Below are 12,914 nucleotides of genomic sequence, written 5' to 3'. Positions count from 1 at the left end.
TTATATTCCATATATTACAATCTAACATATGGAATATAAATGAATCTTTAGTCCCATTTTTACAGGAATGTCTAAACTATACTACAACTAACATCATTACATTTTATCAAACATTAGTTCTCTACTTCTTATCCTTCAACGATATCTGCACGTAGTTCCGTTGCAATCTCAATCATTTTGGGTACAATAGCTTCGTTAGAAATAGCTACATAAAGATCCCCCATATACAAACGAAAAGCAATCTGTGCACCCTCAAGGTCCCACATAAAAAAGTCCCCCTCGATGGTCATGGTGCTCTCTGCTCCGACTATGTTAAGAACCGGTGAATAGGTAAAATCGGGTTGGGATTCGAAGTAGAGTTTGCACTCTTCCAGTGAGATGGATTGTTCCGCATTGCTTTCTTGCATGGATCGGGTAATTCGAAAACGCTGATTCATTGATTTGCCTCCAAAACTTTATTAATATATACATGTTGCACAGCATTATATTTTCTCATTTCCGTCTTCCACTGTCAAAACCATACATGCTCGATTCTTCGAATTCATATATACTGAATACAGTGCACAACGAATTTCTACAATCAGGAGGAGTCAAATCAATATGTTGAAAACAGAATTCATTGATGTACTATCCATAGTCTCACATAAATTATATGATTCGGCTGCTAATGTTATGGATACAGCAAGCAGGTTAATTCCTGCAAATACGTTTTGTATTGCCCAGTTGGATCATTTATCCACCAAGGTTCTGAACGTATATAATCGTGACAAACTAATTCTGGGTGAGGGGCTGGTCGTTGATAACGCCGAGTCATACTGTGCACTTGTGACTGAACATTCCCAAGGCCCGTTAGTAATCAATAATAATCTGACACATCCATTAACCAGACATATGGACGCAACCGAATTTGTAGGTGGCTGCTCATTTGTCGGTGTGCCCATACATAATGAAAACGGAGAAATTTACGGCTCCCTTTGCTCATTTGATCAGGATTTCTATTCCTATCAACAAAAGGACGTGGATCTGCTTCTCTCCTTATCTTCATTTTTCACGAGTCTTCTTGAGATGGAAACAACTCTGCAACAGTTAAAACAGGCGGAAGAGACCGCTGCAAAAGTGCTTGAAGAAAAGAAAAATTTGCTGGCCGTTCTCAGCCACGAAATCCGGACGCCAATGAATGGCGTTCTTGCAATGGCCAATCTGTTGCAATCGACCAGGCTGAGTGAGGATCAATCGTTATATGTTAATGTCATTGAGTCAAGTGGCGCCAGCCTTCTGTCGATGATGGATCAAATTCTGGACTACTCCAAAGCAGAAGCTGGTGCGATCTCTCTGGAGATCAAACCCTATAGTGTCACTGAAACAGTTGAACATGTATTACAATTATTCTCTTCTGAAGCACAGAAAAAAGGAATTAGGTTGTTCGCAGAATATAGTATTAATGATCATCTGATGCTTATGGGCGATCAGCACAAAGTTCGTCAGATTTTAATCAATCTCGTTGGGAATGCACTTAAATTTACGGAGAAAGGTGAAGTATGTATCTCTACTGAGGTATCTGCTGATACAGAAGGTACTCTCCATGCATCCTACGAAATAAAGGATACGGGCATTGGCATCCCACAGGATCGTCAGGATCTGTTGTTCAAATCCTACTCCCAGATTCATGGTAATTCAGGAAAATATGGCGGAGCAGGGCTGGGCCTGTCCATCTGTAAACAACTCGCAGAATTAATGGGTGGCGTTGTATGGCTTAAAGAATCCAGTGATTTGGGCAGTCAGTTTGTCTTTAATTTTTCCAGCGCTGCACCCTCCGTCCATGCGAAAATCTGAATGATGAATATATTATTCTATCTCAAAAAGATAGGAGGTATATACATTGACGCAATTTCTAGATGCAAGATCATCACAGAATGCCGCCTTGTTTAATTCCATCTCCATACCGATTCCAGTGATTAACACGCCTCAGTTATTCGCCCAGATTGGTCTGCTAACGGCTGGAGCTGGACCCAATCCAAGGGTTTCGTTAAAAGGAACCATTACTGTGCAATTACCGCTCGCCCTTTTTCAAGTAAGAATTACTATTGTTAGAGGGACAGTGGCTACGGATCCGATCGTTTACTCTGCAAACTTCACATACGGTCTGAGCGGTCTCCTTGTCCCCGAAGTTATCGTTTTCTCTGCCAATGACTATAATCCCCCGATAACTCCACAGATCACGTACAGTGCATTTATCACCACTAACTTGTTAGGAACAGTTCGTGTCGGCCCTGAGAGTTTCGATGGATTTATTGTTTCAGATTAAGCTTATTGCCTTCACCCCCATACCTTTATCCTGTTGTTTGTTCATAGGATTAAAGTATGGGGGTGTTATATTTAAGTCGAATTAGTTTCCAAAATAAACATCTAGCTTACCCGTGGGTGGCGTTGTCGCCATCCAGACGGCTGCCAAATTATCTGGAGCAACCGTCGCCGCAGTAATATAGTCTCCAATCAATACTGTGGGCATTGGAGAGTTGCCGTTTGGATTAAAAGAGGTAGTTGTGATACGTCGATTGGCAAAGCTGGCCCCGCCATCAAATGATTCCGCAACAAACACGTCCAGCAGAAACCCGTCAATTCGATTGGAATAATAAATCACCCTGATCGTCCCCGCAAAGGGTGATACGCTTATCGACGGAAAAAAATTCTGGGTACCTGGTGGCGCGCCTGTAATACTGATAGGATCTGACCACAGGAGGCCATCAGGAGATTCACTGAGTAATACATCGGTATATCCGGCACGTGCATCATTCCAAACGGCATATAGAGTTCCGCTATTAGGTCCACTTGATATATCCGCTCCCAAATTTAAGTTGGTCTGCACTCGAAAAGCATAATTCGGTACAGGCAAAGGCGAAGGTGCCGGTACAACGGATGAAATAAACGTTGCCTGTCTCTCAAGAGGAGGTTGATAGGTAATTCCCCCATCATACGAAATACGCAATAGTGCAGAGGGACTGGCAGGACCCGTAATGATATATCCTGCATAGACTTGACCAGAGAATCCAACAGCCAGCGCAGCCCGGTCATGTATTCCTCGCGGATTCGACTGCCGATCAGGTGGCTCCCAGGATATCCCCTGAGAGACAGACCTTTGCGTAAATATAGCGGAAGAAGTCGTCGCAAGCGGAGTATATCCGACATATGCATTGCCTCGATATGGGCTACCTGGAGAACGGTCTACGGCAATGAAAGGCTCATCATTATGAACAATGGTCCCGAAACCCGCCTGCACGATAACTGGTGGCTGCCACGTTAGTCCATCGTCAAATGAGGTGTAACTTGCAATCGTCCCATCATTAATCCCGTTAAACAAGTGAACGGTAACGATAAAGGTATTCGGAAACGTATAGTCTATTGTTGGTGCTTCTGCCCCTGCATATCCTGCTGGTTGTGGAAGTACAGTGGTGGACCAAGTACTGCCTCCATTAATGGAACGATAGAAACCAGTCAATGTTGGCCCGGTACTGGTATCCACAGCTACCACGCACATGATATTCGGGTTAAGCGTATTAACTGCAATTGAGGGTTCAAATTGACTGCCTGCCAAAGCCCCGGTAATATTCACAACTACCATCTGCTCACCTCGATTCCTTTAAGGGATATTTGTGAATCGGTCAATTAATGTCATCTCCGATTGAAGCACACGCTGGATGATCTGACCTGTAGAATTAACACCGTATACATGGATGATCGTACTTGTAGCACTAAAATAATCACTTTGCACCTCGTAAAACGCCGCATTGATCAGTGGATAGATTAAGCTTCTCGTCGCTTGGGGAAGTAATTCAAAAAGATCATGACCAATGGGTATGCGTGCAGCTTGGGTGGTGTCCCATCTGAAAATTTCCAGCTCAATACTGACAGGAGCATTAAGGGAATCATTAATGCAAGTCACTATGAGCTGAGTGGATTGGGTCTCACCCGATGTTGGATTGTAAATGAAGCCCGTAGAGTTTGGCAAAAAGCACACTCCTTCCGCAATATATAGTAAAGTATATTACGATTCTTGCTGCCAGTATGACTAAAATACCCAACTCTTATATTGGAACCATATGAAAATTTTGTTATGCTACATATGCTAGATTAATAGATTCAGTTCAAAACATGATTCTACTACTTATGTAGGAAGTTGGAGGAAATGTACAATGTTCATTAAACGTGTAGGAAAAATCGCCGCGGTTACTGTAATTGCTCTCTCTATCCTTGGAAGTACTCCCAATATCGGTGGGGCCTATGCTGCCCCGGCCATTTCAGTACACTTGGATGATGTTCCCCTGAAGTTTGATGCAGCTCCACGAGTTGATAAGGGTGTCACTTATGTTCCATTTCGGACGGTCGGACAAGCCCTTGGTATCAATATTACCTGGAACAGCAAATCACAGACTGTAAGAGCAACGAACACTGTGAAAGGACAAACTACCGAGGTACTATTACAAGTTGGCAGCACCACAGCGACCGTAAATGGAAAAAAAGTTACACTCGCAGCAGCACCCGTTCAGCGGGAGGGACGCGTACTTATTCCACTAAGTTCGTTCAGTAACCAATTCGGTGTACAAGTAAGCTGGAATCAAGCAACCAAGACGATCTCCCTTGTCTCCCCACAACGCGAGATGCACCTGAGAGCCTTTTATGCGTTGCAATCCTTTCAAGAAAAGGACCTTATTACTTCCATGAATTCCGTAGCCTTTGGCTGGAGCCGCATTGATCGTGAAGGTCAGTTTACGCTCCAAGGAGATGAGTACCGCCTCCCTGCTGCTGCGGGTGATATTACACCGCAGTCCATCGTTGCTGATGCAGCAGATCAACAGATCCAACCACAGCTCATGGTGTATGCCTTGGATGGAAACGGAGAACTGACCAAAGTTCTGAGCGACAAGAGCCTGCGGCAGAAATCGATTGAAGGTATAACTGCTGCTGTCACAGAGCAAGGTTTTGGCGGAGTTGTTTTGGATTTTGAAGGACTGGGCTTTAAACTGGATGTGGTAGAACAACAGAAGCTGCTCAATGCCTACGTGAAGCAACTAAAGAGTTCCTTGCCCCAGGACACAGCTTTATCTCTGGCGGTACCGCCGCTAAATAGTGCTTATAAAGGTTATGATTACAAAACACTTGCCTCTATTGCAGATGATCTTATTATTATGGCCTATCAGTATAATCCGGTTGGCACCAAATCTCAGGTACCTGAGCCAAATAGTCTTGTAGATCAGGCAATTCAATTAGCCATACAGGCCGGTGTCCCAAAGAGCAAGCTTCTGCTCGGTATCAGTCTAAGCAGTGAAACGCCCTCCTCTGTAGATGACAAGCTCGGTCTTGCCAAACGTTATGACCTCAAAGGAGCAGCATTCTGGCGTCTGGGTCTGTTCCGTTCCTACAATACCAAGATGGAAGATGCCATGAACGCTTCTGTGATCAAAGAGTAAACATTCTAACTGGATACAGCTCACTTAAATAAAGAAGGACCGTGCCTCTGATACGCAGAGACTTGGTCCTTCTTCTCTATCTTTTTCACTTCATAAATTTATCCACACTTCCAAATACAAGCTTCACAAACTGGGTAGGACCAGGCAAACGGGGCTGAAAGAGAAGAATAATCCCAATTACTGCCGCCACAGCAGTAATTCCCGCGATCAATATTCTGGCTCGTTTCTCTTTGCTGCTCTTCCACTCTCCATACACTATCGCAGTCGCCAGCAGCAAAATACCAAGGATTGAGCCTAGTTTCATGCAATCACCTCTCTTCTCAGGCTTGTACAGGAGCCGATTCTGTTCAACTTTCGTCCTCATTAGGTATCCCCTGTGGTCCTGTTGATTTTCCGGTACGTACTACATGTGCATCTACTTTGACTTCCACTTCCATATCAGGATAGATGGTTTCCCAGTTCTTCTCCTGCGCCTTCCATTGATTTGGGTAATATCTGCGGAATTCAACTGCGAATTTGAAGAAATCGGAGCGCAGCTCTTTCTGGGACATGTCTAAAGCATCATGAGCCAAAGATGTGAGCTTAGCCGACCATTCCTTTTCCAGTTTAGTTAATACAGCAGGATCAGTCAGATTGGCATCTGTTGTATTTAACACCACTTCTCCCCTGGTTTGGATATCGACCTTCATACTCCACTGTTTGTTTACGATTCGCGGTTTCAAGGAGGTTTTATTTTCAATGAGTCTTATCGAAAAAGAACCCTTTAACGGCTCAAACTCAACGGGCATGATAATGTTGTTCAGTTCTTTAGCAAGTAGTAATACACCTACGCTTAGTGGTTCTTTGACCGTCTTGACATAACGATCTTTCTTATACATACTCAGACCTTTCACATATGGCGTAGTCGTCAGTTTATCCTGATCGGGCTCCGGGGGTAAGATTAACATGCGAGACAAAATGGCGGAACTGCTCGGACCTTCAATAGATTTAGCCAGTTCAAGGGCAGTAACACGTGTACCTAACTTCAGATTGGCCATCTCACGCAACGATTCAGCAGAACTTCGCTCCAATGGATCAAGTAACGCAAGGATATCTTTCGCAGCCTTTTCGCTGGAAAAGACATATGCATGCTCCCTGAACTGAGGGTAACGCAGGAAGAAATCGATATACTCGCGAATACCGCGTTTGCCGGCTTGCTCACTGATGATTATGACTTCACAGTGGCCCCAGAACATATTCCGGGGAACTTTACGTTGTAACCGATTCAATGCCTCCGCAATTGTACGTCCTTCCGCTGTTCGAATCATTGTAACCCCGCTTGGACTGCCTCCACTCCCACTGCTATCTCCTGCACTCGCCTTTCGCGGAATGAAAATCTGTGAAGTCAATTGTACTTTGCCATCTTCATAATCTATCCCTGTAGCCAGCACGATAGCCAAATCGTTAATTTCGATGCGATCCCAGCATCCACTTAAAAGCACACAACACAATATTGGCATTAGTAGTACTCTATATATTCGCAAGTGCTCCTCCCCCATCAATCAGGTGTTCGCTCGATTCTTCCGAAAATGTGCCCACCCTTTCTTCAGCCATGCGACACCGTAGATCATAGCAGGAAGGATAAATAAAATGCTGATCGTATACAAGTTGGCTGAAGCGCTAACCAAACTGGAAATACCGGATCCACCGGACACAACCCAGTAAGCAAATACCATACACAGGAACGAAAGTGGACCAACCACAGGTTTGTAGTCTCGCAAACCAAACCATTCCGCGGTTGATGTAGCAAAGATATATAGAAAAACGGAAATTTTAACGAAAATACCGAAAATCCAGATGGCTATAATAAGGGATTCGATATGCTGCAAAAAGTCCGCAATGGTTATGTATCTTGCTGCGATCATGACCGGAAATACAAATGTATCCGTCAAATCACCAATTAAAAACAGGCAAAACAGATTGGTAACTGTCATTGCAGTTGTTGTAAACACAAGGGAACCCAGCATGACCCGGGTTATTCGTTTTTTTTCATTCACATAAGGTAGCAGAAAAGCCAACACGATATATTCACTAAACCATGCAGCAGGTGCAGCAGCCCCCGTAATAATGGGAATTGGACCCTTCTCCATAAAAGGAAACAGCTCGGCAGGATTCAGTTCACCAATCAATAATATAAAGATCAAAGCCAGCAGCACGATCAGCAGGGTAACAAACACCTGAGAGGTTCGTCCGACAACTTCGATCCCGAGTCTGACATTAATCGCACATACAACAACCATGGTACCCATCACAACAAACAAAGGTGTACGCGGAAGTGCATTATTAACAATGAATTCACCGTATTCCCGAATAATCAAGCCCGTCAGGTGGGGCAAGAAAGCGATATATATCAGACCGAATAACTTGCCCGGAATCCGACCAATAATCAATACACTGGATTGAATGAGTGTTTTTCCAGGGTACAGACGATCAAGTCCAACGGAAATACCAATAGCAGCCAATCCAACAATAGAACCTATAATTGGAGTCATCCACATGTCATGTCCTGCATAGTGCATTGTAATTCCAGGCACAGACAGGATAGCCGTTGCGAGAATGGCGGGAAAGACCATAAATGCCAATTGAGTCACCGATATTTTCCCTTTGTCAGTCAACATATGTAATCCCGCTCCCTTGTTTGCTCGAAATGTAGATTGTTCTAGTGTGGTTTGTTCCTTGGGGATGGACGCCACCATACATCCTTAAGTTCCTTAGCCATCGTAGGTGCTACCGGTGAGAGATAAGGGGTTCCAAATGAACGAAGACTGCTTAGATGAATGACAACCAAGATGACTCCCAACATGACACCCGTGAGTCCCAGCGTTCCTGCCAGAAACATCATGGGAAAACGTAGTAGACGGGTCGCGATGCTGGCAGCATAGCGAGGGATCATGAAAGAAGCGATACCGGTAATCGCGACAATGATAATCATGGGGGCTGAGACAATTCCGGCACTCGTCGCCGCTTGCCCAATAATTAAGGCTCCCACGATACTGACCGCTGATCCGACCTGCTTGGGCAATCGGACGCCAGCCTCACGCAATGCTTCAAAGGCAATTTCCATAATGAGTGCTTCCACCAGTGCAGGAAAAGGGATCTCTTCTCTCGCCCGAGCAATACTGAGAAGTAATACGGTAGGAATCATCTCCTGATGAAACGTCGTAATCGCTACATAAGCCGATGGAAGCAGCATGGATAAAACAAAAAAAATGTATCGCAGCCAGCGTACAAAAACACTCATGAACACATTTTGATAATAATCTTCGGGGGATTGTAACATGGAAAAAATGGTCACTGGCGCGATAAGGGTAAACGGCGTTCCGTCAACGAGAATAGCAAAACGACCTTCCAGCAAGTTGGAAACAACGACATCCGGGCGCTCCGTCGCAATCATCTGTGGAAATGGTGAATATCGCTGATCAACAATGCCTTCTTCAATGTACTGACTCTCCAGTACGTCTCGGAGTTTTAAATCGCCAAGTCGTGTCTCCACTTCCTTAACAAGTTTGGGGTCAATAATCCCCTCCATGTATACAAGTGAAATACTGGTGTTTGTACGATCTCCCATATTACGTGTATGAATCTTCAATACAGGTGTCTTGAGACGTTTGCGCAGTAAAGACATATTCATGGTCAACGATTCTGTGAACCCATCCCGTGCACCACGCACGGTCGATTCAGCTAACGGTTCTTCCGTTGAACGATTTGCAGCTTGGTATAGAGGGTATGTAGTTCCTCCTATTGAACCGTCCAGCAGTAACAGAGCTTCTCCTTCAAATATGGCCTGTACTGCCTGAGTAGTCGTTTCAACTTGCTTAACAGAAGCCAGGGGAACTTGCGCAGCTTTGATCCCCGTTTCCTGAAGGGGCGTTAGTACCTGTCGTTCCAGCCGCTCCGTATCGCATACACCAACACAATATACGCATAACGCTGATGTAAGACACGCGGTTTGGAATGTATGAAATATAACGTCCGAGCAACCCGCAAAAACGGAGCGTAACATTTCTTGATCAATAACAAGTTGTCCGGTTAATGGCAGGTCCTGTTGTGTTATCGCTGATGTGTCCATGACGCCTCCCCTTTCCGTAAACGCTCCGTCCAGATATTCTCAGTTAAAGGTATCCTTTACTTATCAGATGGGATATATACGCAAAATATAGAATGCCAAAAAAGCCGCCCTCATGAGCGACTCTGATGATATAAAACGCTATTGCATTCCTATGAATTCGTTGATCTTGATCTTTGAAATTCCCTATTTTCTATTTATCACTATCCTTTCACAGCACCCAAAGCAACACTCCCAATAATCTGTTTGGAAAATACAGAGAATACAATAATAATAGGCAGGATTGAGATCGCTACACCCAAATACAAGAGCCCATAATCCATTCCATAGTACCCCTGCACTAGCGCAACCAATACCGGAAGCGGATATTTATCCAGGGAGAAAAATAGCACCAGCGGTGTCAGGAAATTATTCCATGATCCAATAAACGTGAATATGCCAAGGGCGGCGATTGCCGGCCCCAGAATAGGCAGTACAATCTGATTAAACGTCCGGAACTCACCGGCACTGTCCACCCGCGCAGATTCTATAATCTCATCCGGGATGCTGCTCTCCATGAACTGTTTGATAAAAAATACATTAAATGCGTTAGCCGCAGCAGGCAAAATAATTGCGGCGTAGCTATCCAGAAGTCCCATCATGCTGAATAGTCGATATACGCCAATCAAAGCCAGTTGACCCGGCACCATCATGGTTGCTAACAGAAACAGGAACAACCCGTTTCGTCCTTTGAATTTAAATTTGGCAAATCCATAGGCAGTTAAAGCCCCAATATACAGAGATAATACGGTCGATGTTCCAGCAATAAATATGCTGTTGGCAAACCCACGCCATATGTTGATTTTGGATACCATGTTCATATAATTATCAATCAAGAATGATCCAGGGAGAAATGTAAACGTCGAAGCAATCGTTGCATTATTGTGTGTGGAATAGATGAGCATCAGATAGAATGGAATAATACAGAGTACGGCTAGACCAATCAGCAACAGATATATGATGATCTTACCCGCCGTTAGTCGCCTTGTGTTGGCATAATGTTGAATTGCTGCATTTGGTTGTTCCATTGATTTCGCAGTTTGCATGAAGAACTCCCCTCCCTATGAACGGCTCTTGCGCTTGGTCATGATGAAGGATGCAACAGACAACAATATGATAATGATGAACAGGCAAAATGCGATGGCAGCGCCGTAACCAAAACGCGTGCTCTGAAATGCTACATTATAGAGATACATAATACTGGTCATGGCTGCCCGGTCAGGACCGCCATTGCCGTTGGTTAGTGTAAATGGCTGATCGAAAATCTGGATGCCCCCAATAATAGATGTAATCATCTGAAACAAAATAATTGGACGGAGCATTGGCACGATAATATGGATGAAAATATGTTTCTTTTTCGCGCCATCCATCTGGGCAGCCTCCAGCAGAGAAGGATCAATGCCCTGAAGACCAGCTAAGTAGATGACCATGGAATAGCCAAAGTATTGAAAAAACAAAATGGATGATACAATCAGACGCATAAACCAGGGATCATTTTTCCAGTTAATTGGATCTTGTATTATGCCGGTCTGCACCAAAAAATGATTTAGTCCGCCAGACTGCCAGTCAAAAATCAAGCTGACAAGTAGTCCAAGTGATGCCGCCGTAACGATGTTTGGAAAAAAGTATACGGCTCTGAAAAAGTCCCGTCCTTTGAGCAGCTTATCATTCAAGATAAAAGCCAACACAAGTGAGATTGTGAGCTGCGGAACTACAGATACGCCCCAGATGAATAACGTATTAAACAAGGTTTTGTAGAACAACGGGTCTTGTAATACGGCGACGTAGTTACCGATCCCTACAAAGTCAGGTGTCGTGATCCCATCAAAGTTGGTAAAACTGATGTAAAGCGAATATAAAATGGGATACAGCCCAAAAGTGGTGAAAATAATAAAAAACGGAGCAATGAAGTAGTAGCCGTAATGGTCCTTGCGAATCGTTTTGGCAAACATGTTCTATCCCCCCAGTTATCATCGGATGTGTATAATCATTCGCTCGCTTATAAGCTAATCCACTTCCAGCTCCGGAAATCTCAAGGTAACATCACGTTTGATTCGCTTTACGACTTCTTCTTTTGTCTGAATGTCCTTATTGAGATATAACTGGAGTACAATCTTGTAGATATCATTGTTAATCGTGGCATCATATTTGGTGCGTTCGTATACAGGTACCCGTTTTGCAGCCTCCGAGAAAAACTCGAAATGCTTCTGTCCTCCCAAGTAGGACGATGAGAGCGACTGGGCAAGTTCATCATTCACAACCATGTTGCTGGTGAAATAATCCTGTTCTTTCGCTAACTCGGACAGAAAGTCGTGGTCAAAGTTATAGAACTCAATAAACTTCCAGGCCAGATCCTTTTTGTCACTTTTACTATACATCGCTATATAAGTTCCGCCTGCACTAAACGCTGACGGTCCCTGAGCCAAGCCCCACATGCCTTCGGTATCCGGGGCGTTGGCCTTGAACGTATATTGCAGTGCCCAGGTTGCCCCGGGATAGAACATGACCTCTCCTTTTTGCATGGATGCAGCGTAACCTGCACTTCCATCTTCATACTCGGCAAGTACATTCCGCTCACGTGCTTCACGTACAAGATCGAGCACTTCCAAGTAAGTTGGATCGATGACAAGTTTGCCGTCCTTCACCCAAGGTATACCATCATATGAATTCGATATAGCGTTCCAATTCGCCAATGCATGCACTTTATTCCCGCTAAGTTGCTGTACCTTCTCTCCAATCTCGAAGATCTTCTCCCATGTATCGATCTGTGAACCCACCTGCTCAGGATCATCGGTGCCCAGATATTTTTTCGCCAAATCCCGACGATAGTAGATGCCCCCTGGTGTTCCCTGATAACCTATCGCTCTGACATTTCCCTCACTGTCCTTTTCATTGGCCTGAACAAAAGCATATTGTTCCTCGATAAGTTCATTGGCGTTATACGGCGAAGCTGATAAATTCTCCAGATATGGAACGTCAATCAGCTCTCGAATATTCGCATTTTCAATCATAAATACATCTGGAGCCTTCGAGGTTGTCTGTAGCGCAGATTTCAGCTTGGTGATATAGAAATTACCGGGGATGTTGACAAAGTTCACTTTGATGTCAGGATATTTCTGTTCGAATTTCTCGATGGCGTACCCTGCTTCATCTGTAAAACTCCACACGGTAATCTCCTGTTGTTTGGTTTGATTCGATGGACTGAACTGACAACCAGCTAACAACATCGCTGCACATACAAATACAATAGTTGGCTTAAACCACTTCTTCATAGGCCCCCTCCTTCAAAAAAGGAAACGCTTACA

The 12,914-nt window shown here is 44.3% G+C and carries 13 protein-coding genes; 3 read left to right on the top strand and 10 right to left on the bottom strand.

Annotated elements, in window-relative coordinates; genetic code table 11:
• Positions 1–128 precede the first annotated feature (128 nt).
• On the bottom strand, positions 129–437 hold the full coding sequence (locus QNO02_RS13965) for a hypothetical protein (protein WP_249910769.1): 309 nt from the start codon (positions 435–437) through the stop codon (positions 129–131).
• A 163-nt stretch (positions 438–600) separates the two neighbouring features.
• On the opposite strand from QNO02_RS13965, the gene QNO02_RS13960 reads away from it, so the two are divergent.
• Both QNO02_RS13960 and QNO02_RS13955 read left to right on the top strand, forming a co-directional pair.
• Positions 601–1,833 carry a GAF domain-containing sensor histidine kinase gene (locus QNO02_RS13960; RefSeq protein WP_289392466.1) on the top strand — a complete coding sequence of 411 codons (1,233 nt, stop codon included), beginning with the start codon at positions 601–603 and terminating at the stop codon, positions 1,831–1,833.
• A gap of 46 nt (positions 1,834–1,879) precedes the next feature.
• Positions 1,880–2,305: a hypothetical protein gene (locus tag QNO02_RS13955; protein WP_289392464.1), complete on the top strand. Its 426-nt coding sequence runs from the start codon at positions 1,880–1,882 to the stop codon at positions 2,303–2,305.
• A gap of 81 nt (positions 2,306–2,386) precedes the next feature.
• On the opposite strand, the gene QNO02_RS13950 is transcribed toward QNO02_RS13955, so the two are convergent.
• A complete protein-coding gene (locus tag QNO02_RS13950; protein WP_289392463.1) occupies positions 2,387–3,619 on the bottom strand; it encodes a sialidase family protein in 1,233 nt (410 codons plus the stop codon).
• Positions 3,620–3,637: 18 nt separating this feature from the next.
• Positions 3,638–4,006 carry a hypothetical protein gene (locus QNO02_RS13945; protein ID WP_289392462.1) on the bottom strand — a complete coding sequence of 123 codons (369 nt, stop codon included), beginning with the start codon at positions 4,004–4,006 and terminating at the stop codon, positions 3,638–3,640.
• A gap of 184 nt (positions 4,007–4,190) precedes the next feature.
• On the opposite strand from QNO02_RS13945, the gene QNO02_RS13940 reads away from it, so the two are divergent.
• A complete protein-coding gene (locus tag QNO02_RS13940) occupies positions 4,191–5,465 on the top strand; it encodes a stalk domain-containing protein (protein WP_289392461.1) in 1,275 nt (424 codons plus the stop codon).
• A gap of 85 nt (positions 5,466–5,550) precedes the next feature.
• On the opposite strand, the gene QNO02_RS13935 is transcribed toward QNO02_RS13940, so the two are convergent.
• The 7 genes from QNO02_RS13935 to QNO02_RS13905 all read right to left on the bottom strand — a co-directional run bounded on the left by QNO02_RS13935 (position 5,551) and on the right by QNO02_RS13905 (position 12,881).
• The gene (locus QNO02_RS13935; RefSeq protein WP_289392460.1) at positions 5,551–5,769 is read right to left on the bottom strand and encodes a hypothetical protein; all 219 of its coding nucleotides are present in this window, start codon (positions 5,767–5,769) and stop codon (positions 5,551–5,553) included.
• A gap of 43 nt (positions 5,770–5,812) precedes the next feature.
• The gene (locus tag QNO02_RS13930) at positions 5,813–6,988 is read right to left on the bottom strand and encodes a Ger(x)C family spore germination protein (RefSeq protein WP_289392459.1); all 1,176 of its coding nucleotides are present in this window, start codon (positions 6,986–6,988) and stop codon (positions 5,813–5,815) included.
• 18 nt (positions 6,989–7,006) lie between these two features.
• Complete coding sequence (locus QNO02_RS13925; RefSeq protein ID WP_176872648.1) at positions 7,007–8,122, bottom strand: GerAB/ArcD/ProY family transporter; 1,116 nt, start codon at positions 8,120–8,122, stop codon at positions 7,007–7,009.
• Between the two features lie 41 nt (positions 8,123–8,163).
• Positions 8,164–9,573: a spore germination protein gene (locus QNO02_RS13920; RefSeq protein WP_289392458.1), complete on the bottom strand. Its 1,410-nt coding sequence runs from the start codon at positions 9,571–9,573 to the stop codon at positions 8,164–8,166.
• Positions 9,574–9,773: 200 nt separating this feature from the next.
• A complete protein-coding gene (locus tag QNO02_RS13915; RefSeq protein ID WP_091030782.1) occupies positions 9,774–10,655 on the bottom strand; it encodes a carbohydrate ABC transporter permease in 882 nt (293 codons plus the stop codon).
• 15 nt (positions 10,656–10,670) lie between these two features.
• Positions 10,671–11,561 carry a carbohydrate ABC transporter permease gene (locus QNO02_RS13910; RefSeq protein ID WP_036608160.1) on the bottom strand — a complete coding sequence of 297 codons (891 nt, stop codon included), beginning with the start codon at positions 11,559–11,561 and terminating at the stop codon, positions 10,671–10,673.
• Positions 11,562–11,615: 54 nt separating this feature from the next.
• Positions 11,616–12,881 (bottom strand): ABC transporter substrate-binding protein, encoded by a 1,266-nt coding sequence (locus QNO02_RS13905; RefSeq protein ID WP_289392457.1) that lies wholly within the window; start codon positions 12,879–12,881, stop codon positions 11,616–11,618.
• Positions 12,882–12,914: the final 33 nt, after the last annotated feature.

Source organism: Paenibacillus sp. PK1-4R (assembly GCF_030369595.1).
Lineage (GTDB): Bacteria > Bacillota > Bacilli > Paenibacillales > Paenibacillaceae > Paenibacillus.
The sequence above is the reverse complement of the archived record's forward strand: the minus strand, read 5'-3'. Positions and strand labels throughout refer to the sequence as shown.